Source organism: Bacillus sp. SN1 (assembly GCF_002796895.1).
GTDB lineage: Bacteria > Bacillota > Bacilli > Bacillales > Bacillaceae > Bacillus > Bacillus inaquosorum.
In genome coordinates, this window is record NZ_PHIE01000007.1 from 174,705 (window position 1) to 198,820 (window position 24,116).

The 24,116-nt window shown below is 40.0% G+C and carries 18 protein-coding genes and 2 pseudogenes; 4 read left to right on the forward strand and 16 right to left on the reverse strand.

Going from position 1 to position 24,116, the window contains the following annotated elements:
- Window positions 1-139 precede the first annotated feature (139 nt).
- Complete coding sequence (locus CVV77_RS20750; protein ID WP_100276397.1) at window positions 140-793, forward strand: YigZ family protein; 654 nt, start codon at window positions 140-142, stop codon at window positions 791-793.
- The gene (locus CVV77_RS20755) at window positions 793-1,917 is read left to right on the forward strand and encodes an LCP family protein (RefSeq protein WP_100276398.1); all 1,125 of its coding nucleotides are present in this window, start codon (window positions 793-795) and stop codon (window positions 1,915-1,917) included. The genes CVV77_RS20750 and CVV77_RS20755 overlap by 1 nt, the downstream gene beginning before the upstream one ends.
- 71 nt (window positions 1,918-1,988) lie before the next feature.
- Here CVV77_RS20755 and CVV77_RS20760 read toward each other — a convergent pair whose 3' ends face one another.
- From CVV77_RS20760 to CVV77_RS20815, 12 genes are all read right to left on the reverse strand, one after another.
- On the reverse strand, window positions 1,989-3,065 hold the full coding sequence (locus tag CVV77_RS20760) for an MraY family glycosyltransferase (RefSeq protein WP_100276399.1): 1,077 nt from the start codon (window positions 3,063-3,065) through the stop codon (window positions 1,989-1,991).
- A 144-nt stretch (window positions 3,066-3,209) separates the two neighbouring features.
- A complete protein-coding gene (gene tuaH / locus CVV77_RS20765) occupies window positions 3,210-4,403 on the reverse strand; it encodes a teichuronic acid biosynthesis protein TuaH (RefSeq protein WP_100276413.1) in 1,194 nt (397 codons plus the stop codon).
- A 28-nt stretch (window positions 4,404-4,431) separates the two neighbouring features.
- Window positions 4,432-5,190: a teichuronic acid biosynthesis protein TuaG gene (gene tuaG, locus CVV77_RS20770; protein ID WP_019259613.1), complete on the reverse strand. Its 759-nt coding sequence runs from the start codon at window positions 5,188-5,190 to the stop codon at window positions 4,432-4,434.
- A 23-nt stretch (window positions 5,191-5,213) separates the two neighbouring features.
- Complete coding sequence (gene tuaF, locus CVV77_RS20775) at window positions 5,214-5,894, reverse strand: teichuronic acid biosynthesis protein TuaF (RefSeq protein WP_100276400.1); 681 nt, start codon at window positions 5,892-5,894, stop codon at window positions 5,214-5,216.
- A gap of 28 nt (window positions 5,895-5,922) precedes the next feature.
- The gene (tuaE, locus tag CVV77_RS20780) at window positions 5,923-7,389 is read right to left on the reverse strand and encodes a teichuronic acid biosynthesis protein TuaE (RefSeq protein WP_100276401.1); all 1,467 of its coding nucleotides are present in this window, start codon (window positions 7,387-7,389) and stop codon (window positions 5,923-5,925) included.
- 85 nt (window positions 7,390-7,474) lie between these two features.
- The gene (gene tuaD / locus CVV77_RS20785; RefSeq protein WP_100276414.1) at window positions 7,475-8,860 is read right to left on the reverse strand and encodes a UDP-glucose 6-dehydrogenase TuaD; all 1,386 of its coding nucleotides are present in this window, start codon (window positions 8,858-8,860) and stop codon (window positions 7,475-7,477) included.
- Between the two features lie 61 nt (window positions 8,861-8,921).
- Window positions 8,922-10,091, reverse strand: coding sequence for a teichuronic acid biosynthesis protein TuaC (gene tuaC / locus CVV77_RS20790; RefSeq protein WP_100276402.1), 1,170 nt, complete (start codon window positions 10,089-10,091; stop codon window positions 8,922-8,924).
- The gene (gene tuaB, locus CVV77_RS20795) at window positions 10,088-11,539 is read right to left on the reverse strand and encodes a teichuronic acid biosynthesis protein TuaB (RefSeq protein WP_029316911.1); all 1,452 of its coding nucleotides are present in this window, start codon (window positions 11,537-11,539) and stop codon (window positions 10,088-10,090) included. The genes tuaC and tuaB overlap by 4 nt, the downstream gene beginning before the upstream one ends.
- Before the next feature lie 55 nt (window positions 11,540-11,594).
- Complete coding sequence (locus CVV77_RS20800) at window positions 11,595-12,254, reverse strand: sugar transferase (protein ID WP_003235493.1); 660 nt, start codon at window positions 12,252-12,254, stop codon at window positions 11,595-11,597.
- A gap of 226 nt (window positions 12,255-12,480) precedes the next feature.
- Window positions 12,481-13,971 carry an N-acetylmuramoyl-L-alanine amidase LytC gene (lytC, locus tag CVV77_RS20805; RefSeq protein ID WP_100276403.1) on the reverse strand — a complete coding sequence of 497 codons (1,491 nt, stop codon included), beginning with the start codon at window positions 13,969-13,971 and terminating at the stop codon, window positions 12,481-12,483.
- A 40-nt stretch (window positions 13,972-14,011) separates the two neighbouring features.
- Window positions 14,012-16,129, reverse strand: a complete 2,118-nt coding sequence (locus CVV77_RS20810) for a SpoIID/LytB domain-containing protein (protein WP_100276404.1) — start codon at window positions 16,127-16,129, stop codon at window positions 14,012-14,014.
- Between the two features lie 23 nt (window positions 16,130-16,152).
- Window positions 16,153-16,461, reverse strand: coding sequence for a hypothetical protein (locus tag CVV77_RS20815; RefSeq protein WP_100276405.1), 309 nt, complete (start codon window positions 16,459-16,461; stop codon window positions 16,153-16,155).
- A gap of 183 nt (window positions 16,462-16,644) precedes the next feature.
- Between CVV77_RS20815 and tagU the strand changes: the two genes are divergently transcribed.
- Entirely contained in the window at window positions 16,645-17,565 is a 921-nt protein-coding gene (gene tagU, locus CVV77_RS20820) for a polyisoprenyl-teichoic acid--peptidoglycan teichoic acid transferase TagU (protein ID WP_100276406.1), read from the forward strand.
- Window positions 17,566-17,605: 40 nt separating this feature from the next.
- Here tagU and wecB read toward each other — a convergent pair whose 3' ends face one another.
- Complete coding sequence (wecB, locus tag CVV77_RS20825; RefSeq protein WP_100276415.1) at window positions 17,606-18,748, reverse strand: non-hydrolyzing UDP-N-acetylglucosamine 2-epimerase; 1,143 nt, start codon at window positions 18,746-18,748, stop codon at window positions 17,606-17,608.
- Between the two features lie 237 nt (window positions 18,749-18,985).
- Between wecB and galU the strand changes: the two genes are divergently transcribed.
- Window positions 18,986-19,864 carry a UTP--glucose-1-phosphate uridylyltransferase GalU gene (gene galU, locus CVV77_RS20830; RefSeq protein WP_029316912.1) on the forward strand — a complete coding sequence of 293 codons (879 nt, stop codon included), beginning with the start codon at window positions 18,986-18,988 and terminating at the stop codon, window positions 19,862-19,864.
- A gap of 115 nt (window positions 19,865-19,979) precedes the next feature.
- Here the strand turns inward: galU and CVV77_RS20835 are convergent.
- The 3 genes and pseudogenes from CVV77_RS20835 to CVV77_RS20845 all read right to left on the reverse strand — a co-directional run.
- Window positions 19,980-20,938 (reverse strand): annotated as a pseudogene (locus tag CVV77_RS20835) (IS1182 family transposase); the annotation flags it as partial.
- Between the two features lie 115 nt (window positions 20,939-21,053).
- A complete protein-coding gene (gene ggaB, locus CVV77_RS20840; RefSeq protein WP_100276407.1) occupies window positions 21,054-23,756 on the reverse strand; it encodes a poly(glucosyl N-acetylgalactosamine 1-phosphate) glucosyltransferase in 2,703 nt (900 codons plus the stop codon).
- A 130-nt stretch (window positions 23,757-23,886) separates the two neighbouring features.
- Window positions 23,887-24,116, reverse strand: a pseudogene (locus tag CVV77_RS20845) (glycosyl transferase family A); the annotation flags it as partial.

The following is a 24,116-nucleotide window of genomic DNA, read 5'->3' on the forward strand; positions in this document are numbered from 1 at the left end:
AAAGAATGCGTATATTCTAGAAAAAAACAATTTTATATACCTTCTTACTCTTTATGATAACAAAATACGCACAAAAATTCTAAAGACTGTACGAATTTGTATAGACAGTCTTTTATGCTTAGCAGGAGGGTCAGCAAGCATGCTGCACAGCTATTTTACTGTGAAAGAAGCAGGAGAACACGAGATTGTTATAGAAAAATCGCGTTTTATCTGTCATTTAAGCCGTGTTTCTACCGAACAAGAGGCACAGGAATTTATACAGAAAATAAAGAAACAGCACTGGAATGCGACTCATAATTGCTCGGCTTACGTAATTGGCGAGAACGATCATATCCAAAAAGCCAATGATGATGGAGAACCAAGCGGTACAGCGGGAGTGCCGATGCTCGAGGTATTAAAAAAACGCGGACTTAAGGACACTTGCGCCGTCGTTACACGATACTTTGGAGGCATTAAACTTGGGGCCGGCGGATTAATTCGCGCTTATGGGAAATCAGTGTCTGAAGGATTAAATTATATAGGTGTTGTAGAACGGAAACTTATGCGGGTCATGCATACTTCCGCAGATTACACTTGGCTTGGCAAGATTGAAAATGAATTAAGAGAATCACAATTTCTGTTAAAGGAAATCCATTATGCGGAAAATGTTGAATTCGAAACATACGTGGAAGAAAAAGATACAAACGCATTTTCTGAGTGGATGACAGAACTGACAAATGGAAAAAGTGATATTAAAGAGGGAGAGTTGACGTATCTTGAAAAAGCCGTCAATCACTTAAAGGAGACTGAATAATGGCTGAACGCGTTAGAGTGCGTGTGCGAAAAAAGAAAAAGAGCAAACGCAGGAAAATCTTAAAAAGAATTGTGTTATTGTTCGCCCTTGCATTATTGGTAGTCGTTGGGCTTGGAGGATATAAACTTTATAAAACCATTAGCGCTGCGGATGATTCATACGATGCTCTTTCCCGCGGAAATAAATCAAATCTTCGCAGCGAAGTTGTAGATATGAAGAAAAAACCGTTTTCTATTTTATTTATGGGAATAGAGGATTACGCGACCAAAGGACAAAAAGGGAGATCAGACTCTCTTATTGTAGTTACCCTTGATCCCAAAAATAAAACCATGAAAATGCTGAGCATTCCGCGTGATACACGGGTGCAATTAGCCAGTGACACAACCGGAAGCAAAACAAAGATTAATGCCGCTTACAGCAAAGGCGGAAAAGATGAGACAGTTGAAACCGTTGAAAACTTCTTGCAAATCCCGATCGATAAATATGTCACAGTTGATTTTGACGGATTTAAAGATGTAATTAATGAAGTTGGCGGTATTGATGTAGATGTGCCTTTCGATTTCGATGAAAAAAGTGACGTAGACGAAAGCAAACGGATCTACTTCAAAAAAGGCGAGATGCACTTAAACGGCGAAGAAGCCTTGGCGTATGCCCGTATGAGAAAACAGGATAAACGCGGAGACTTCGGACGTAATGACAGACAGAAACAAATTTTAAATGCACTGATTGACCGAATGTCAAGTGCAAGCAACATTGCTAAGATTGATAAAATCGCAGAAAAAGCCAGCGAGAACGTTGAAACCAATATTCGCATTACTGAAGGTTTAGCGCTGCAGCAGATATACAGCGGCTTTACCAGCAAGAAAATCGACACTTTGAGCATTACAGGATCTGATTTGTATTTAGGGCCTAGCAACACGTATTATTTTGAACCGGATGCCACAAATCTGGAGAAAGTCAGACAAACGCTCCAAGAGCATTTAGATTATACTCCAGATACAAGCAGCACTGGCACAGAAGAAAGCACAACAACTGACGGTACGACGAGCGGAAGCAGCTATTCGAATGACAGCAGCACAAGCTCAAACAGTACAACAAATTCAACAACTGATTCATCCTATTAAAAAAAGCCCGGTCCTTTAGAGGATCGGGCTTTTTTGTGCAGAAAAAAACTCCGGCAATTCAGCCGGAGTTTTTAATTCCTTTTCAACAGCCGTTTATAAAATTTCGTAAACGGCTTAAATTTTTCATTCACAAGTCCTGTCACTTCTGCAATAATCTGCATAAAAATAATTAAAATGAAGATAATAAACAAAGAAAGCCAGATTGTGGCACTTTTAAGTACAATTGCACTTATGCTGAAAATAAATCCAATTAGATAAATCACAATGACCGACATCCGATGTGAAAGGCCAAAGGCCATCAGTCTGTGGTGGATATGCGACTTATCTGGCGCCGAAATGGGCTGTTTGTTTAATATTCTCCTGATGATTGCAAATGTTGTATCAAAAATCGGTACGCCCAATATAATAATCGGGATAACGATACTGAACAATGTTACACTTTTATACAAGCCTAATAATGAAAGAATCGAAATACTATACCCTAAAAAAAGTGATCCTGTATCACCCATAAAGATTTTTGCCGGGTGGAAGTTGTAAAACAAAAATCCAAGCGTACTGGCGATCACAACTAATGAGAGTGACAGAATCAGTACTTTTCCGCCCGATAGCGCCATGACGGCGATCGTTGACAGGCCGATAACAGAGAGACCTGCGGCAAGGCCATCTAATCCGTCAATCAGGTTAATGGCGTTTGTGATGCCGACAATCCATAATACTGTCAGCGGATAAGCCATCCATCCTAACTCAAACCGTTCTGTTAAAAAAGGTACTGAGAAAAAGTCCATTTTTAAGCCAGTGCTTACAATCATAATGGCTACACCTAATTGAATCAAAAACTTAACTTTTGCACTTAATTGATATTTATCGTCAAGAATACCCAACACAATAATGATGAATGCCCCGACTGTAATAGCCGTCATTCTTGTTTCTGTGTATATACCGGATGCAAGCACGCCTGCAACCACCCCGATAAATATGGCCAGCCCGCCCATCCGGGGCATGATTTTGTCATGTACTTTTCGATTGCCGGGCTGATCAACTGCACCTATTTTAATCGCAATCCTTTTTACGATTGGGGTTATGATTAAAACTGTAAGCAGCGAGACAATAAACGCAACAACAATGCGAATCATGCGTTCGTCAAGCATAAAGAAGTCTCCTTTGGAATTAAATGAAGTCTTTATTTATATAGAGAACCGTTCCTTCCATTATACCTTCTCCTTAGTTATTATAACAAGCTTCATCAAAAAGAAACACGTATAATCAAAAAACGCGCATCCCAATTTATAGGACTACGCATGTTTTTGAATCCCTGTATACTTCATGATTTGTTTAAATAAGCAATTCCAATCTTGCGCGCGGGCAATGTTTCGGCGCATTTCTTTATACGTTTCATCTTCGTTTTGACTGAGCACTTTTTCGCAAGCGACTATAAAATCAATCGGATGATCGCCTTCTACATATTCGTATACATACGGCTGTTTCATTTTTGAGGTTGACGGAAGATTAGAGCCGACGACAGGCTTTCCAGCCGCCAAAAATTCAAATAGTTTCAGCGGAAACACAGCTTGATTATACGATGATTTTTTATATGGCATGATACCGATATCGATAAGCTCCATATAATGCGGAACTTCTTTTGGATCTGCCGGGCCGGTCCATATGACATTGGGAAGCCCCAAAAGCTCTTGAAACGAGACATCGCCGTTGGTGGCATCCGGACCAACCCATAAAAATGTCCAATCAGGCTTTTGCAGCGCAGCTTCTTCAATCATTTTAAAATCGAGTTTAGGTTTGATCCCGCCGATAAAACCTAATACTGTTCCTTCTCTTCCCTGCAATATGCTGCGATCGGGAGCTTGTTTATTTGCAGAAAACAGCTCATATTCAACACCGTTTTCGACTGTATGAACCTTTTCTCGTCCTGCTGTCAGTTTTTTGTCTACTTCTTTGTGAAGATAATCCGATGAGCAGGTAATGGAATCTGCACGGTCTATAATTCTCAGCTCCGCCGATTTAATGACTTTTCGCCGAAACTCAGACAGCAGATTTGAACGGCCGCTGATAGGCGCTGCCCATAAATCACTGCAATCATAAATGACCTGATCCCAGGGATACAGCGAAGACAGCAGCGGGAATCCAGGGAACGTGTACCATAAACAGCAGCGTTCACCGTTTGCAGAAGCAGATGTCAGCTCATCAAGTAAGGGTTTGAGCTTATGCCTGTAAAAGACATCTGTATATCGTCCGAAACGAAACATTTTTTTCTCCAGCAGGTCTTTGACAGCAAATTGCCTGATGCCTGAATGAACTTGCTGAAATTCATTTCCTTGGGGGCGCGGAGCCGGGCACACCCAAATGACTTCCTTCGTTTCCTCCTGAGCGGCTAAAAATTCCGCCAGCCGGTGCCTTCTGTATCTCAATTGGTCTTTTCCCCATTCAGCAGTGGCAACGATGACATGAATGATTGCTTCTTTTGTTTCCACCTTCATCACCTTTTCTCTCTGTCTGCGGCTATAATCTTTTTTTCACCGCGTTTTTTGCATATTGAACAAAACACCATGTGGCTTTGATGAAATGAAGCCGTTCGATCTCCCTGTAGACAAACCACGTTTTTTTCGCAGCCTTCCATTTGTTGCTGGATATCGAGTTATCTACAAGCCGATATTCAGCTAGGCATTCATTCATTCCATAGGCGGTAAATCCTTTTTTCAAAAGAGACAGCCATGTGGCCAAGTCCTGTCTCGTTCTAATATTCGGCATTTGGATCTGTCCCGTTTGCTCCCTGTCAATCATCACGGTCAAGCAGCCGATAATCGTGTTTTTCAGAGCGTCATCGTACGTCAGACTTTCCGGTGCATGAATAAATTTATCGAGCGGGGTTCCGTCCTGCGCCATTAAGCTGTAGCCTGTAAAAGAAAACGCACAGGAACGCTCCATCATAAAATCAAGCTGCTTTTCCAGTTTGTCTTTTTTCCATTTGTCATCACTGTCCAAAAATGCTACATAACGTCCTTGAGCGCGCTCCAATGCTTTGTTTCGAGCAACCGCAGCTCCGCTGTTCTCTTCCAGATACACGACATGAATTCTTTCATCTATTTTTTCATACTGCTTTAAAATGTCTCGTGTCCCGTCCGTTGAGCAATCATCCACGATAATCATTTCCCAATGAGAATGGCTCTGATCTAACACTGAATGAATCGTGTCTTCAATATAGTCACGCGCATTATAAGAAGGTGTAATGACAGATACGAGAGGTTTCCAATTGGTCATGATCACATCTCCATCGTATGATTTTAAAAGGATTCCCTGAAAAATTCAGGAATGACAACGAACATAAAGGCAATCGTGAGGCCGATCATAACGCCAAGAACCGCTTTCTTTTTCGGGGACATTCCGCCGCCTGCTGCCTCACTTACGGTTTCAGAATCAGTGACACTGGCCGGTTTCAGATTAAGCTGCGTGTTTTTCAGCTCATACAAAAATCTCTCTTTATCCACTTTGGAATCCTCGCTTACCGTCTCACCTTCGAGTGCATCTATGCTGCGGCGGATGACGGCTTCTCTTTCTGAATACAGCTTTTGATCGTTTTTGAGAAAGGCGGAGGTAATGCCGTTTAAGATGGATTCCGTTCTATCCTTATCCTCGTCACTATAGCTCAAGGTCAGTAAAGATTTAGATTCCGTTTTGATGGTAAGCTTCTCTTTGATCTCTGCCAAATCTTCATCCTTTTCGTCAGGAAGCGCCTCCTTCAAAAAAGAGTCACTTTTGAGCAGAAGCCGAATCTCCTCTGTATTGTTATAAACCGGATGATCATAGCTCCCCACAGCCAAAGTGTCCTCGGCTGTATAGCTCTTTTGATCAGCGATCTGTGACGGCAGGATATAACCGGCCGCACCTAATATAATTGGCACTGCTATGATCCAAATGATATTTTTTTTAATACGCCGGGCTATTCTTATCAATATATCGTTCATATAAGTCTCCCTGCTTTTTGTAGTCAGTTTATCTGTACAGCGGTTCAGGCATCTGTCTGGATCGCCTTAACACATTCACGGCGGCGATGACGAGCGCCAGAAACACCCAATGGAAAAATAAATTTGAAACAGAACTTGGGCTGATACTGGATACCAGGAAACTGACCAGTGCCGTAATAAGCCCTTCTGTGATCAGTTTTGACTGATTTCCCAATTTTCTTTCATAAAATTTGTAAAGCACCCAAATGAGGTAAGCATAAACGGCCAGATATCCCAGCATGATGAACAAGCCAAAGTTAGCAAGGATTTCAACAAGCCAGTTGTGCACCTCTGTCACGTTGTCAGTATCATATAAAGCATGATGCTCAAGATAATAGGATACATTCCCTGCCCCAACTCCGAATCCGTATGAATCAAGGAAAAAGTGCCATGCGTTTTTCAGCAGATTGGCCCGGGCCACATTTGACGGAAGCATGTCATGAAATGAATGCAGCGTCTGCGGGGCCAGAAACAGCTCCCAAAACTTTGAATAAATTCGGCCGGCGAAAAGAACTGCAAAAATGGTGATTCCTGCCGCAGACAGCCAAATGGCCATTTTCTTTAGAACAGGCGGCAATACAATGAAGATGTAGACAGCAGTGCCGGCAAAAATGCCCAGAAGGCTGGCTCTTGAACCGGTAGCAAAAATTAAATACAACGCACAGAGCGAGAGCAAAAGGCCAATCGCCTTGATGTATCCATTCTTTATGTTTTTCACTAATGTAATGTAAAAAAAGAAGCTGATCGATAAAAATGTTGCAAAGTCATTTTGATTAAAAAAGACCGATGTCGGATAATGCTGCTTATATTCCGGTCCGCTGTATAACGTTGAACTCGGGAGATGATGATGGGTCATATGATTGTAAAAACCAATGATCATCAGGAATACTGTCATCACCAGCCAAATGGTATAAACGATCATCAGCCGCTCCATTTTTTGCACGTACATGACAATGAGGTAAATGAAGAAAATTCCCATTGCCAACAAGGCCAAATATTTGATGCCGGCTGTCACCGATTTGGCCCACAGCAGAGAAACAAGGCCGTATATAAACCAAAAAGCGAAAAAGAGCAAAATCCCTTTCACTTGCAGTCCGTTCCATCTTTCAATATGTGTTCGATTCCGCACTACACCGATCACATGGAGGCACCCCGCTGCAATGAGCAGAAGCCTGTAAAGAAACAAACTGAAAAATCCAAGATGAATCGCGAAAAATGCATTATTTAAAAAAGTGCAGGCGATCAAAATATAGATTACAGCCATAAAGAGCCGTTCTTTTGTTGTAAATGCGGTTGCAAGCGTCAGTACAAACAGACCAATTGCCAACACCGCAAGCACGGCAGCCATCTGTATTAAACCTATATCTGTACGGATGGCTCCCAGCAATAGGACGACTCCAAATATGGCAGCGGCCAGTAACAAAAGCGTATGGACCGCTGAACGTTTGATACTCACATGTTTAACCCCTTTCCTGATGTTTCAGGAGCCGGCGGCCGAGCCTAAGCAGCCAGCAGCTTTAACCAAGTAACACTTTTTCTTTTTATAGGTTGACGCTCCCCAAGTCTTTAGCCAATTCCTCGAGCGGCAAGCCCGGAAAATACTTGTCTGAAGGCTCCGCTCCCCGAACAGCAGGACGGCCGATGGAGTGATAAATGTATCCGGCTGCCTGCATCTCTTCAAGTGAAAATAAATTTCTGCCGTCGATGATGATCGGCTGTTTTAAGAGAGTTTTCACTTTTACAAGCTCCATTTCTTTCACTTCCGGCCAATCCGTTAAGATCAGGCATGCATCAGTGTCCTCAATCGCATCATACACATCTGTATAATACTCGACCTGTTCGCCAAGGATCGCTGAGGCTTCAGGAATAGCAATCGGATCGTATGCTTTTACATGTGCGCCCAGCTGCTGCAGCATCGGGATAATATCTAGAGCAGGAGCGGATCTCACATCGTTTGTATTTGGCTTGAAGGCCAATCCGACAACGGAAATGGTTCTTCCTTTGATGCTTCCCATAACAGTTAAGAGTTTATCTACAATGTGAACGCGCTGCTTTTCGTTCGTTTCAATGACAGCTTCTATAAGCTTAAATGGATAGCCAGCCGATTTTGCGATTTGAAGCAGTGCGGTTGTATCCTTAGGAAAACAGGAGCCGCCAAACCCAATACCCGCTTTTAGGAACTTTCTGCCGATACGGCTGTCAAGCCCCACGCCATCAGCAACTTTTGAAACATCTGCGCCGACTCGCTCACAAATGTTTGCGATATCGTTGATAAAGGAAATCTTTGTCGCCAGAAACGCATTCGCGGCATATTTAATCATTTCTGCACTTTCTAAGTTTGTTTTAATGACAGGAGCGTGGAAAGGCTGGTGCAGATCCTCAATGATGGCAGCAGCTTTATGACTTGTTGAGCCAATCACGGCACGCTCCATATTCATCGTGTCATGAATCGCTGAGCCCTCCCGAAGGAATTCAGGATTAGATACAACATCAAATGAGTATCTTCCCTTTGAAGCTTTTTGAACGATTGATTGAACCAGTTTTCCTGTTCCGACCGGGACTGTGCTTTTATTTACGATAATTTTGTAGCCGTTGAGGTGCTCACCGATTGTTTTCGCCGCCGCTTTGACGTACGTTAAATCAGCTTCACCTGTTTTGGACATCGGAGTTCCGACTGCAATATAAATAATGTCTGACGCCCGAATGGCGGACGGGATATCATTAGTAAAGGACAGACGCTGATCCAGCACATTTTTTTCAACTAAGTCTGCAAGCCCTGGCTCATAGATCGGGATTACTCCATTTTTCAGACTTCTGATTTTTGATTCATCGATATCACAGCAAACAACTTTATTGCCGATCTCCGCAAAGCAAGTGCCTGACACGAGTCCTACATAACCTGTTCCAATTACAGCTATTTTTTTCACAGCGCTCATCCCTCTCCTGTAAAATTACCTTCTTATTTATATTGGTCGCAGTTTCTTACGATTAAACGGACGTTTTCATGACCGTCTGATACTGATGATGCAAGGCCTTGGCATTTTTTCCGGCGTCAAATTGCGCCTGCACGATTTCATACAAATCATCTGCAACTTCCGGTTTCCATATTTGCTCATGTTCGTACAGAGTGATCGCTTCCGCCAAGGCTTGAGCAGATTTCGGTTTAATCAGCAAATGCTGATGCTTTCCGAATAATGATGCCACACCGCCAACATCTGTACAGATGACAGGAACTCTTAGCGCCAGCGCCTCAATCACGACAGTCGGCATCCCCTCACTGTAAGAAGGAAGCACGAACATGTCTGCCGCAAGCAAATAGTCTCTTACCTTATGATTGGGCACTTGACCTGTGACGATATGTCCCTTCTGGATCAGCAATGATTTTGCAGGACCATCCCCGACAAAGACTGCCTTAGGAGGTTCCTTCAACGATTCGATGGCTTCAGACAGTTCAAAAATGCCTTTCTCCCTGACGAGCCGTCCCACATAGACCGCCAGACGCTGATCGAGCGGAAGCCCGAGTTTTTTTCTGATTTCTTCTTTTGTTTGCTCATTCTCCTGAAAGCGGCTCAGCTGTATGCCGATCGGCAAAATCGAGCTGTCAAAGCCGGAAAGCTTTTTGGTTTCTTCCTGGAGCTTGTGGCTGACTGCTAAAACGGCTGACGCGGAACCAACCGCACGATTGAAGGCTTTAAACGCCCCTTTGCTGTAATGCGGATAGACATTCACATCACTGCCGTGCAAGGTCAGAACATAAGGAATTCGCTCTGACTCCGACACGACTGCCGCAGCCCCGCCCGATGGCATGGCAAAATGCGCATGGATCAGATCCGGATGTAAGTCACACTGTTTTATCGTTTTTAAAACGGCTGATGCGATTCTCCGGTGAGGCTGAGCCCATTTCAGCTGGCCGGGAACTGCTCGATAGAAAGGCCGGTGAACCGGTATCCCCTTCCTAATCTCATACTCTGGTCTGGCATCCTTTTTTCGATATGCCTTTTTCAGCATGCGGACAGGGGCCGAATGAAAAGGCCTTGGGCATATCACGGTGATATCTAGCCCGAGTTTTTGCAGCTCTTGCACCTGTGTCTCATGAAACACACCCTCACCGGGTTTCAGACTGCTCGGATATACGCTTGTGATCCACAAAATCTTCATGACAAACGTCCTTTTCTTAGTAGTTTGCTTTTCGTTTGAGGGTACGCTTTTACTAAAAGAAAGAGATAGCACAGCGCCCCGGCCGCCACTGAAATAGCCAGTCGCATTTCTGCCTGCAGACTGAAGTGTTCTGTACCTAGGCTTACACCAAACGCGATGATGCCCATCGCGGCTGTGATCAGAAACGGCTTCATAATAGACTGGAAATAAGCCGAAAGGTTAAGCTTAATGACATATGACAGGAGCCAGCGCCCAATCAGGAAATTGAAAACGCTGATGATGGCATATACCCATGCGACTGTCTGCAGATTTCCCGTTTGTACAGCTGCAAACAGTGACAAACCGTAAAGCAGCAGCACACCGGAATCCCAATAAAACGCTAAGTCCGCTCTTCCTTTAGCAAGAAGTACAGATCCATTTGGATTCATGAGTACTCTAAGTATCCCGACAATGGCCAAAACATTTAGAACCGGAACAGCAGCAAGCCATTTTTCTCCAAATACCGCTGCGATAAAGGCGTCTGACACAGACACAAGCCCGATTAACAGAGGAAACGACACTAGCGCCAGCATTTTTGTCATATTCAAAAATCCTTCTCTGATCACGCTGTTTTCATATTTGTTTTTTGCGAAAACAGGGAATGCCACCCGTGTCACAATCGGATTGATCTTCAAAACCGGAATGGTAACAATCTGGTAAGCAAGGTTATAAATCCCCAACGCTTCAGCACCGATAAACCGGCCGATCAAAATCATATCGATATTCGCTCCCAGCCTGTTCACAAGACGGGATGAAAGCTGAAAGGCTCCAAAGGAAAAGAACTCCTTCATTCCTCTCAAGTCAAAAACAAAAGCGGGGTGCCATTTTTTCCGGTATACGGCCCAATATAAAAGCCCTTTACTGGACTGCAGCAGCACTTGAGAAATGACGTATGCCAAAATCGCATCCATCATAAAAACCGCTATCGCTAAATATCCGAAGGACAATACATTTGAAAAAATCTCAATTTTACTTAACGTATTAAAATGCAGCTGCTTTTGCAGCATATACTGATACTGCTGTCCGATCGGCGCGATTAAAAACATAATCGCCAAAATCCGAATCAGAAACACCAGCTCTTCCCTTTGATAAAATCCCGCAATGACGGGACTGCTCACATATAATAGAACAAACAGCAAAACGCCGGTCATAATATTAAGCCAATACAGTGTTGACAGCTGTCGCTCCGTCGCATCATCTCTCTGAATTAACGCTGCGCCAAAACCCATATCAAGCACAATCTGGGCGAATACTGTAACCGTTGTGATCATGCCGACGAGTCCAAATTCCGTTAAGGTCATCATATTTCCTAGCAGAGCAAACTGAACAATTTGTATGATTGTAATACACATGGTTGAAATACTTGTCCACTTTGCCCCGCTCATGATTTGTTTTGTAATACTTGGCATCATATTCCCTACTTCTTTTTAAGCTCAGATTGATGGAGATTGCAGGCATTCAGTTTTATCTTGCACCATCACCTGTCCAGACTACTTTACAAGTTTTTAACATAATTTTTAATTCTAAAGTGAAAGTCAGATTGCGAATGTAATATAAATCAAATATCAGCTTTTCCTTCGGCGTCATATCGTAACCGCCGTTCACCTGAGCCCAGCCGCTCAATCCCGGTTTAACAGCCAGTCGCTGTGTAAAGCCTGGAATTTCATTCTGGAATTTTTCCGTAAACACGGGACGTTCCGGACGAGGGCCAATCATACTCATATCGCCTTTCAGCACATTAAATAGCTGAGGAAGCTCGTCAATTCTCGTTCTTCTGATAAAAGCTCCGATCCTTGTCACCCGCGGATCTTGCTTCTGCGCCCAAACAGCCCCGGACTTCTCGGCATCTATTTTCATGGAACGAAGCTTATAAAGCTTAAATGGTTTTCCGCCTTTCCCTACGCGTTCCTGCGTATAAATGGCAGGCCCCGGCGTCTCCAAACAAATCAATATTGAAAATACCGCAATCATTGGCAGCGCAATCGCCAATCCAATGAGCGCAAACCAAATATCCATTACGCGCTTTACTGCCAAATAACGAGTCGTCTTTTCAGATAATGTAAAAGAATTTATTTGCTGAACTGAGAATTCACGACTCACATTCATGCTTTTCTCTGCACTCACTGACACACACCTCACGATTTGTTTGGGATGTTATGATGACCTATGCCAGTCAGTTTAGCAGACGGATGTTAATTGTATGTAAATGGTATGTTAAGAAGTGTGAATTACGTGTTTTTTCTGATAAATGTTGTTAATACTCTTTTATTATTTTATATACAAGTACTATTTGTTTTAATCATTTCATATAAAAAAGAGACAAATCTGTGATTAGATTTGTCTCTTTCGATTATCTGTAATAAGATACTGTGCCGTCATGAATAGCTTGTGCAGCTTTATCTTTATAAACCGCTTGTTTCAATTTACTTGCATCAGATGCATTTGTGATAAAGGCAGTCTCAACTAAAACACTTGGCATTTTAGAATATTTAATAACGTAGAAACCAGCTGTTTTTACTCCCCGGTCTCTCGTTCCAAGATTAGCAGCTAACTTTGGTTGAATTTGTTCAGCCAGTCTCTTGCTATTTGCTGCTTGATATGTTGTATCGTAGTACGTCTCACTTCCATTTGGTGATGAGCTATCATTAGCATTTGCATGTATACTGATAAATAAATCTGCTTGTGCAGAAGCTGCTTTACTTACTCTCTCCTGTAAAGAATAAAAAGTATCATTAGATCTCGACATTACTGGAAGAGCCCCCGAAGCATTTAGCTTTGTATTTACTCTTTTCGCTATGTCAAGGTTAACCTCTTTTTCAAGGAGTCCATTGCCGATAGCTCCTGAATCTTGATCACCGTGACCGGGGTCAACAAAAATTGTTTCACCTACAACAGGATTCTTTAGCTGATTAGCTACTTTTGTGCTTATAGCAGGAGTGTTTCCGATAATCGTAAAGTTAGACATGTTTTTACTGCCAATGATTTTCCGAGCTCCTGTAGATAAATTTTCACCATTTGTCAGAATAAGAGATTGTTTCTTCTTAGCTGCCAAAGTAGCTCCTGCAATAGAGTCAGGATAACTGAATCCATTGCTTACATATACGGTGCTTGTTGATAAATTAAGTTTTTGTACAATATTTGCAGCAAGCTCATATCTGTTTGAACCGCTAATCCTTAGAGGGGAAGGCAGCTTATTATATACCGTACTGCTGATACTTCCAGTACCCCCTACAACAACAGTACTTGTAATCCCCTTATCTTTTATCACCGATGTTGTCGCACTATTTATAGATGTTTTATTTGTAAAAAGTATTGGATAACCATTTTTCGCTGCATAAGGGATTACTGCCGGAGCGTCTGCGTATAAGAAACCATTTAAAATAACAGCTTTTGAGGTCGCATTCATCGCTTTTGCCACCCGTGCAGCCGTATCATAGCGGTTGCTTCCTGCAATTCGTTTAATACTTATCCCTAAGCTTTTAATCTGATTAGCAGTGTTAGAAGAAACAGCAGGTGTTCCACCCACAATAATTACATTTTTAGTCTGCATCTCTTTCAATCTTGTTTTTGTTTCATACGAAAGCTTATCAGTATTTGTGTAAAGCAATGGTGCATTCTTCTGATAAGCAAGAGGTGCTGCTGAAATCGCATCTGCATAAGAACTTCCACCGACAATTACAGCTGTACTTGCTGTTGAATACATTTGCTTTGATATTTGAACAGCAGTGCCATATCTATTGCTTCCCCCGACTCTTTTTACCGAGTTATCGGCCAATGCTGTTGGTACAAAAAGAATGAGCCCCAGAAAACACATTGTTAGGACTTTTATATAAGAACGCAATTGATTTCCTCCTTAAATGGCCTCTAAAACCCTAAAATAATCAATAACTTGTCAGAGTTGTACCAGGATAGTAAAATTTCAAAATTGAACTATATGAATCTCCAGCTTCTGCTCTTGCTTTTGCTCCATATTGACTCATTCCGATTCCGTGACCATATCCTTTACCGCTGATTGTATACTTTGAAGTATCTTTTTTAACAGTCACATAAGTACTTTTAAATACAGTCGCCCCAATCATTGTTCTTAACTCAGTTGTTGGTACACTAATGGTTGCAATTTTACTCAAGTTATAGGAGCCGGTACTGCTTTTAACAAAATACTTCACTTTCATCGTTGCTGTTTTTGCACGTTGTCCCTGCGTCGTACCGCTAAAGCTCAAATCATCTATACTCGCAATTTTGACAGAGTCAGCACCTGTTTCTTTATTTTTCAAGATCCAGTTTTTAACCCCAGAAAGCCTTGCAGAATCAACTTCAGTTGCTGAAGACCACCAAGAAGACGGCTTCGTTAAGTCCAGCGAATTCGTATCAAGCTGTTTTTTTGATAGAGTAAGCGTCCAGTTTATTTGAGGATCCTTAGTATCTTTCTTTGCAATCAAGTAAGGTACACTTGATGACCATACTTCGTTACTCGCTTCTGTGTAACCGCCATTACTGGAAGAATAAGCTGCAGTCACAAGAGATTCGTTATATTTCAGAACTTTCCCCTTCGTTTGCTCAACCGCTTTATTGGTATTTGAATTCCAACTGTATCCTCCATAAACTTGAAAAGCGGTTGTATCAGGTACAGTAGTTCCTGTTTTTGTTATCGAGTAGGTTCTTGCAGCGACAGTCTGTGCTTTAAGAGCCTCAAGTGACCAGCTTGCAGGCATTTCATTTGGAATAACGCCTTTTAAGTAATCCTCAAATGGAATATTTTCATTTACCGGTCGGATATATTTAGTAGATTCAATAGAGAAATTAACCGTTCCAAGATACTGATTTCCATTAAGACTAATCCTGTTAGAAGTGGAATAGTTTTCTGGTTTAATTCTTAGAGAGTTTCCGTAAGTTTTGATATTTTCAAGATTTAATTTTCCACTGCTGATTTTTAGATTATAGGTGCTTCCGTTTGCTAAATAAAATTCATCAGCAAGTGAATTCTCGACTTCAGCAGAAATAGAACTGGTGCTTCCGATAAAGTCGTATGCATATGTGGCTTTATCCTTCGTTATGCTTTTAGCCGCCGTCGGAACGCTATCTTGTTTAATAAATAAAAGTTGGCTGTTTTTCTTCGAAGCAAGCGAAGCACCTACCAATACGTCTGCATATTTCGTTCCGTTCGTCATTACGACTTTATCAGCCTTCAACTTTAGTTGCTTAATTATATTTGCTGTGAGCTCATATCTGGTTGATCCAGGTATCCTCTGTACAGTTGAAGTTTTTTTAATTTGATTTTCTACACTATCACTGACACTAAATGAACTGCCTATAATGATTACTTGTTTTGGCAAATCATAATCCGGAAGCTTATCTTTCTCTGTAAGCAAAATAGGGTATCCGTTTACTGCTGCGTACGGAGCAATGGCTAAGGCATCTTGAAATACCCTTCCGGTTACAACGATCGCTTTATCATAACTGCCCATTTGTTTTGCAATATTTTCTGATAATACATATCTATTTTTTCCGCTTATCCTTTTCACGGCTCCATATGATTTCAGCTTGTTTTCTACATCTTTTGAAATGCTTCGTGCTCCCCCAATAATTAAAATATTATCAGGGTTAAACTTAGCAATTTGTCTTTCAGTAGTTTTTGTTAACGTGTCAGGCTGAGTAAATAAAACTGGAGCATCCAGTTTTTTTGCCAATGGAATAACAGGCAATGCATCAATAAATATATCTCGGTTCACCAATATAACTGTATTAGGATTTTTCCACTGACTGCTGGATGCAAGAGTTGCAGTTTCATATCGTGAAGCGCCTGCAAAGCGATTCGTAACAGCAACATTATCTCCAGTTACTTTATAAAATCCTGTTGGCGATAGACTGATGCTCGATTTATTTCCAATATAATTTGACAATTTAACTGAGATGTTTGAGTCTGCTGCAAAAGTAACTGATGGAATCAATAATAAGATTGCAGCAAGCGAACACATTATCAATCGTTTGCAAGATTTCAAAATTTCAGGTTCCTCCCTATATCTTAGTTGGCACGTTCAATATCTTTTAACAGAAGCTGACCCTCATTATTTTTTTCATATGTAATCTTGACTTTATCTCCATTGTTAAAATTATCAAGATCACTTGTCGATTCTTCTGTGATATCAAGACTAACCGCCTCATTATCTACAGTTACTTCTATTGTATGAGTATCTGCTAACCCTACATAAATACCTTCTTTTGTTTCAATGTTACTGTTTGTCGATACATCTTCACCTTGGCTCTTTTGGCTATTAACCCCGCAACCCGAAAGAAGCAATATAAAGAACATTAAAGCAATCAATTTTTTCATTTTTTTCACCTCATTATGTTTTATCGTCAATCTATTTTATATTTTAAAGAAAAATTAAGAAACAGTGAAACTTTTTTTAATAAAAAACGACTATTTTAGGATTTCATTCTTGTATTAAATAGAGTTGTATTTATTGGAAATTTAACTCATAATAAAAATAATTTAACAGACGAGGTGCAAAGGATGAGAAGTAAACGCAGAAAAAAGAAAAAAACCTTATTATTGACGATTTTAACGATAATCGGACTTCTTGTGCTCGGAACAGGCGGCTACGCATACTACTTATGGCATAAAGCAGCTTCAACCGTGGCAAGTATTCATGAAAGTATTGATAAATCTAAAAAGAGGGATACTGAGGTCAACATCAATAAAAAAGATCCGTTTTCCGTCTTAATCATGGGTGTGGATGAACGCGACGGCGATAAAGGCCGTGCCGACACGCTCATTTATATGACCGTTAACCCAAAAACGAATACAACTGACATGGTCAGCATTCCGCGTGACACATATACAAAAATTATCGGGAAAGGCACAATGGATAAAATCAACCATTCATACGCATTCGGCGGTACGCAAATGACGGTTGACACGGTTGAAAACTTCCTCGATGTTCCGGTTGATTATTTTGTAAAAGTAAACATGGAAAGCTTTAGAGACGTTGTTGATACACTTGGCGGCATCACAGTAAACAGCACATTCGCGTTCAGCTATGACGGTTACTCGTTCGGCAAAGGAAAAATCACGCTGAACGGAAAAGAAGCGCTCGCCTATACCCGGATGAGAAAAGAAGATCCGAGAGGCGATTTCGGCCGCCAGGACCGCCAGCGCCAGGTGATCGAAGGAATCATTAATAAAGGCGCAAATATTTCTTCTATCACGAAATTTGGAGATATGTTTAAAGTCGTTGAAGATAATGTGAAAACGAACTTGACCTTCGATGACATGTGGGATATCCAGTCCGACTACAAAGGCGCGCGTAAAAAGATTAAACAGCACGAACTAAAAGGCACAGGCACGAAAATCAACGGAATTTACTACTACCAAGCTGATGAAAGCGCACTTTCCGATATCACAAAAGAGCTGAAGGAAAGCCTCGAAAAATAAAATAAAAAAGAAGCTTCGCACAGTGTGCAAAGCTTCTTTTTTAATTTCCTGTAAATGAGTCCGGATGGTCTTGCCGATATCCGTAATGATACAGCAATTCTTCCACAATCCGTCGCGAGGCCTCTCCATCTCCGTACGGATTAGAAGCGTAGGACATTTTCTGGTACTCATCATCATCAGTTAACAGCTGTTTTGCCAGCTGATAAATGTTTTCCTCATCCGTCCCCGCAAGCTTCAGCGTTCCCGCTTCCACTCCTTCAGGCCGTTCCGTCGTATCACGCAGCACAAGCACCGGTTTCCCGAGAGATGGTGCTTCCTCCTGCACGCCGCCAGAATCTGTCAAAATGAAATGGGATTTTGCCGCAAAGTTATGGAAATCAATAACTTCTAAAGGTTCAATCAGATGCACTCTGTCAGAATCGCCAAAATGCTTCTGAGCCGCTTCCCGGACAACAGGATTCAGGTGCACAGGGTAAACGACCTGTACATCTTTAAATTCCTCAACAATTCTGCGGATGGCCTTGAACATGTTTTCCATTGGCTCACCTAGATTTTCCCGGCGATGCGCGGTCAGCAGAATCATTTTATCCTCGCCCACCTGATCGAGGACAGGATGTGAATAGCCGTCCCTCACCGTTGTGCGGAGTGCGTCAATCGCTGTATTGCCCGTTACAAAAATGGAGTCTGCCTTTTTATTTTCTTTTAATAAATTGTCTTTCGCCTGGCCTGTCGGCGCAAAATGCAAATCAGCAATCGCACCGGTCATCTGGCGGTTGAGCTCTTCCGGAAATGGGGAATACTTATTCCCCGTACGGAGCCCAGCCTCCACATGGCCAACAGCAATTTGATGATAAAAAGCGGCTAGGCTTCCGGCAAATGTCGTCGTCGTATCACCATGGACAAGCACAATATCAGGCTTGATGTCTTTAAACAGCTCATCCAATTTCACAAGTGCGTTGGACGTAATCTCTGCCAGCGTCTGCCGCTCCTTCATAATGTTCAAATCGAAATCAGGCTTTATGTGAAACGCATCTAAAACCTGATCGAGCATTTGTCTGTGCTGTGCAGTGACCGTCACATAGGAAGCTATTTCAGGATATTTTCTCAATTCAAGCACAAGCGGTGCCATCTTGATCGCTTCCGGCCTGGTCCCGAAAACGGTCATGACTTTTAGTTTTTTCATATTTGTCACCTGGTTTTCTGCTAAAGTAAATAAATTCATACTCCTTATTCTACATAAAAATATATCATTTTAAATCATTTCATTCCGATTCAAATAAAATTATATATGTATTAAGGATAAACCTTGTTTAAAAATGGTTTATCCTATATCATGAAAATGTGTAAAAACATAATTATTAGGGTAAATAGAGAATAGTTTAACCATAAATTTTTTCGATCATAAGGAAGGTGCCTTTAAATGAAAAAAGTACGTAAAGCCATAATTCCAGCAGCAGGCTTAGGAACACGTTTTCTTCCGGCTACGAAAGCAATGCCGAAAGAAATGCTTCCTATCGTTGATAAGCCTACCATTCAATACATAATTGAAGAAGCTGTTGAAGCCGGTATTGAGGATATTATTATCGTAACAGGAAAAAGCAAGCGTGCGATTGAGGATCATTTTGATTACTCTCCTGAGCTTGAAAGAAACCTAGAAGAAAAAGGAAAAACTGAACTTCTTGAAAAAGTGAAAAAAGCTTCTAACCTGGCTGACATTCACTATATCCGCCAAAAAGAGCCTAAAGGACTCGGACACGCTGTCTGGTGCGCACGCAACTTTATTGGTGACGAGCCGTTTGCGGTTCTGCTTGGAGACGATATTGTACAGGCAGAAACACCAGGGTTGCGCCAATTAATGGATGAATACGAAAGAACACTTTCTTCTATTATCGGTGTTCAGCAAGTGCCTGAAGATGAAACACACCGCTACGGCATTATCGACCCGCTGACAAGTGAGGGCCGCCGTTACCAGGTGAAAAATTTCGTTGAAAAGCCGCCTAAAGGCACTGCACCTTCTAACCTTGCCATCTTAGGCCGTTACGTATTCACACCTGAGATCTTCATGTACTTAGAGGAGCAGCAGGTTGGCGCCGGCGGTGAAATTCAGCTGACAGACGCCATCCAAAAACTGAATGAAATTCAAAGAGTGTTTGCTTACGATTTTGAAGGCAAGCGTTATGATGTTGGTGAAAAGCTCGGCTTTATCACAACAACTCTTGAGTTTGCGATGCAGGATAAAGAGCTTCGCGAGCAGCTCGTTCCATTTATGGAAGGTTTACTAAACAAAGAAGAAATCTAAACAAAAAAGCTTGTAGAGAAAACGATGTTTTTTCTACAAGCTTTTTTGTTTTGTAATGTTTCTTTAGATTTTCAGCTGATTTCAAAAACAGAAAAAGAGCTCCCACATACCTAGGCTTGGCTAGGTATGTGGCAATTTTCTTCATGTTCTGGCATGTGGCTGTGAGGAGAACTTGTTCGCTCACATTCCGTTTTCCCCTCAACCTGCAATAGCGAAGCCCATGCAGCTATTTTGAATCTGCAAAACTTCGCTTTATTTTTTCTTTTTTTGTAGAGGTTTTTTCCGGAAATAGTCAAGCGATTTTGCCTGATCTTTTCTTTGTGGTCTTCCCATACATGCCGGGTATGACTTTCTGATGTGATTTTGTGCAGTTTTCGAGAAAAGGGCATGAGGGACATGTTTCAGGATTTGATTTATATGACCTGTATCCTTTTCAGCCAGTTGTTGAGTATGTGAGTGTTTGATGGTTCGGACAAATGTACCTGTCTTTTTCAATGTCGTAAAGAAATTTCCATTTTGGAAACAAGCCTCTAGTAGGGTGATATCGTCTGTGGGCAATGACGCCAAAAATATGACTGTCAGATAATCCATTACAGATGGGAGTCGTTAAATATCCGGAATCAAGGGCAACAGCTTCTACTTGAAAACCAAATCGTGCGATTTTGTGATCTAACCGGTCAAGATAAGGTACAGAATCATGGACATTTCCAGGTGTGACATAGGCATCGGTGATAATGTTGTATTTCATATCCGTTGTGCGGTGATCTAAATAGAAAAAACCTTCTGGTTTGTTTTCACGATACAGATATCCACTTTCGGGATCAGTTGTACTGTGGCGGATCTCTTTTTCAGCTGTCACCTCCTCTTTGACTATTAGTGGCTTTTTTCCGTGTTCCTCCCGATCTTCTTGGATGGCTTCATTTAAATCTTTGATATAGTTTTGTGTATCCAGTTCAATCGTTTTTCTTGTGTATTTATGCTTGTTGGCATTGGCTTTAAGGTGAGTGGAATCGGTGAATAGGACACGTCCGCCCACCATGTCATGATTGTGGCCTGAAGAACGATCTCATCAAAAGCAACCGGTGAATATTGTAAAAGATGTTGAGTTTTTTCACTTTTAAAAAGTAAAGAGAAGTCCCGCAGAACTTCTCCCAACATTTTGAAGTGTCAATATAGAGCAAAACCAAGCTTATTTAGCAACTTTACTTTTGTCTAATTGCAAAATAGCATTATAAATACGATTCCGATTATTTTTATCAGTATATGCAAAAAAGTTATCTACTCTTTTTCTATACTTATCTTCCATACGACTATCATTTTTCATATAATAGATAACTTTATCAACTAAACTATTATGATCTTCTATTACATCACCAAAGCCCATTTTCTTATAATCATAGTAATCAAGTTTAAAATGGTATGACTTTTCGTATTGATAATAGATCACAGGTTTTTTCTCGTATGCAAAATCAAATGCAACGGATGAAAAATCAGTAATCATTATATTAGAAGAATTAAATAACATTTGATAGCTGCTATTATAATCTGCAAACTCTACATATTCATGCTTTTCAAAATCTACCATCTGTTGTTGAATGTCCGGGTGCGGGAAAAAGGTTATCTTATAATTATTATTCTTAGCAAATTCAATTAGCCGTTCATCATTAATCAAGGCATTATACCTATCAAAGTATTCACTTTCTTTAAATTTCGGATTGTACGGTCTTACTCCTTTTGCCTGATCTTTAGGTAATACAATATCTTTCCTCCATGTAGGCATTATTAGAAGCTGCTTTTCCCCTTCACTCTTCTTAAGATTATCGTATCTCGGAAATCCACCCAAAAAGATATTTTCTTTTTTATAATTGTAATTCCCTTTCACAATAGACCGATATTCAGGTTTCGCTGAAGTGACTAATAATTTGATATTCTTGCTGTATTTGTTTAACCATTCAGAATGATCCGCCATTGTTATTCCATGCTGTAAAAAGACAAACTCAAAATTAAATAAATCTCTAAAATAAATCTCCATATTGAAAAATGGATTTACAACCCATATATCTGCATGTGTCGATATTACCTTGGAAGAGGATAAGGTTAAAATTTTATGTCTAAAAGATCTGTATGGTATAACCTTTCCGTATTTTTTAATTCTGTCGTAATCCTTGCTATCTTTTTTTATTATAAAGTATTTTTTTACCCCATCATTCTTATTGATTGCATATTTAAAGAGGTGCTCGGCATTATCATCAGCTTTATCTTGTCTATCTATGAATAACCATACTGGTTTTCTATTAAAAATAGTGAAAACATGATGTGCAATTCTTGCCACCATAGCCTTCTTAATAGCTGATTTTCGTTTCTTTGATTTCCCTCCTGATTTAGGAAGGGATTTTAAGAAACGAAATTCTTTTATAAATCTATTTTTAACATTGTTTTTTTCAAACATTAATTTTTTATAATTATAATGAAAGATATAATCCTTTTTAGCTGTATAAGAATTATATAGATCATTTGACAAACCTGAATACTTGAAAAAGCGAAGTTTTGTCATCTTTCTTTTTTTACCCTTTGTTATAAAAAATTCAATATGGTGATTGTCTGCTAAATAGCTTTTGGGAATATCTATAGAAAAACCAGGATATTTTTTTATTACTTCTCCTAAACTTATATAATCATTATGCTGTCTTTTTATATTCTTTGCTTTTATTTTTGTTTCTCCAATTTTAGCATAAAAATTAAAACCTTTAGAATTAAACAGAGAGCTCCAAAAACCTTCTATGTGAACAGAATCCTCATTTTCTTCTAAAATCTCAATAGTTAGAGTTTGATCCGATAATTTCGAAACAATTTTACCTTCTCTGTATAAATAATAATCCTGTTCAGTTTCTCCTTCATATACATACCTACTATAATTTGCACCGTGTTTTATTTTTAAAGCATGGTATAGATAGAAATGGCTGACACTTTTTGTTTCAATGATGACATCATCGTCAATATACGACAATATTTCTCGAATCAATCTTAAAAATTCGCGGTATTCATTTTCGTCTAAAGGTGTTTCACTAATATCCTTAATCAATAATTTCCACTTTAAATCATGCATAACCATATATTGAAGAAACAAAGGTATTTTCTGTTCATGATTTTTTGTGCTATCGATTAAATTCTTGGAGAAAGTGATAAGTGAATGGTTAAACCAATTCTTATTTGCTTTAGCTGTCTGCATGGCAGATGATCCATCTTCTCTAACTCTATAATGGTATTTTGCCTCTTTAACCAAACCATACTTTTTCTTTTCCGATATTATTAAATTAACTAGTTTGGCATCTTCACCTATTTTACAATTTTCATCAAATCTGATATTTTTCAAGGCACCTTTATTTATAAATGTAGAACAGCAATGAGTTAATATATGATGTGGTTCTTTTTCTACATCCAATATTCTAGTAGAAGAAAACTTATTATTTAGATTATGTTCTCCAGTTCTTCCTTCTTCAAAAAAAATAGGGATTGCTACAATATCAATTTCATTCTTATGTTGGTTAAAGAAGGTTAAAACATTTTCGAATGTTTCTTCTGAAACTAAATCATCCGGATCCAAAAATTGAATATATCTACCTTCAGCATACTTTAAACCATAATTTCGGGCACTGCTCACTCCGCCATTCTGTTTCTTTACATATACAATGTTTTTTGGATATTTTTGTGCATATTCTTTACAAATGATTTCACTTTTATCGGGGCTATCATCATTCACAAGTATTAACTGAATATTCTCGAAACCTATAGTCTGGTTAATGACGCTTTCTATAGCATCAGTTAGATATAACTCAACATTATAAATCGGCATTATAACACTGAAATCATAGTTAAAACTCTTTTCGTTCATAAAAGATTACTCCTAACAAAATGTTTATATGAATAAGAATCCGGGTAAATAAAAGTAAAAAACAAAGATAGTGCTAAATTTTTGAAAAAATATGATTAATTTAGTAAAATGTATGAAAAGCATTCCTTACTTATTTTTTAAAAACCCTTGTAAGCAAACTTTTAAAAATGTTTACATGGTTAAGTTCTAAAGCATCATTTGGTGTTTTTAGGATAAAGTCAAATGCAAAGGCCCAAATTGGTATTTCAACAACAAAGCCAGCATGTCTAAAATCTCTTAATTTATATCCCCATACTTCTATTGTTTTTTTCAGTTCTTCTCGTTTGCATTTTTTTAATGTATTAAAATATTTTATATATA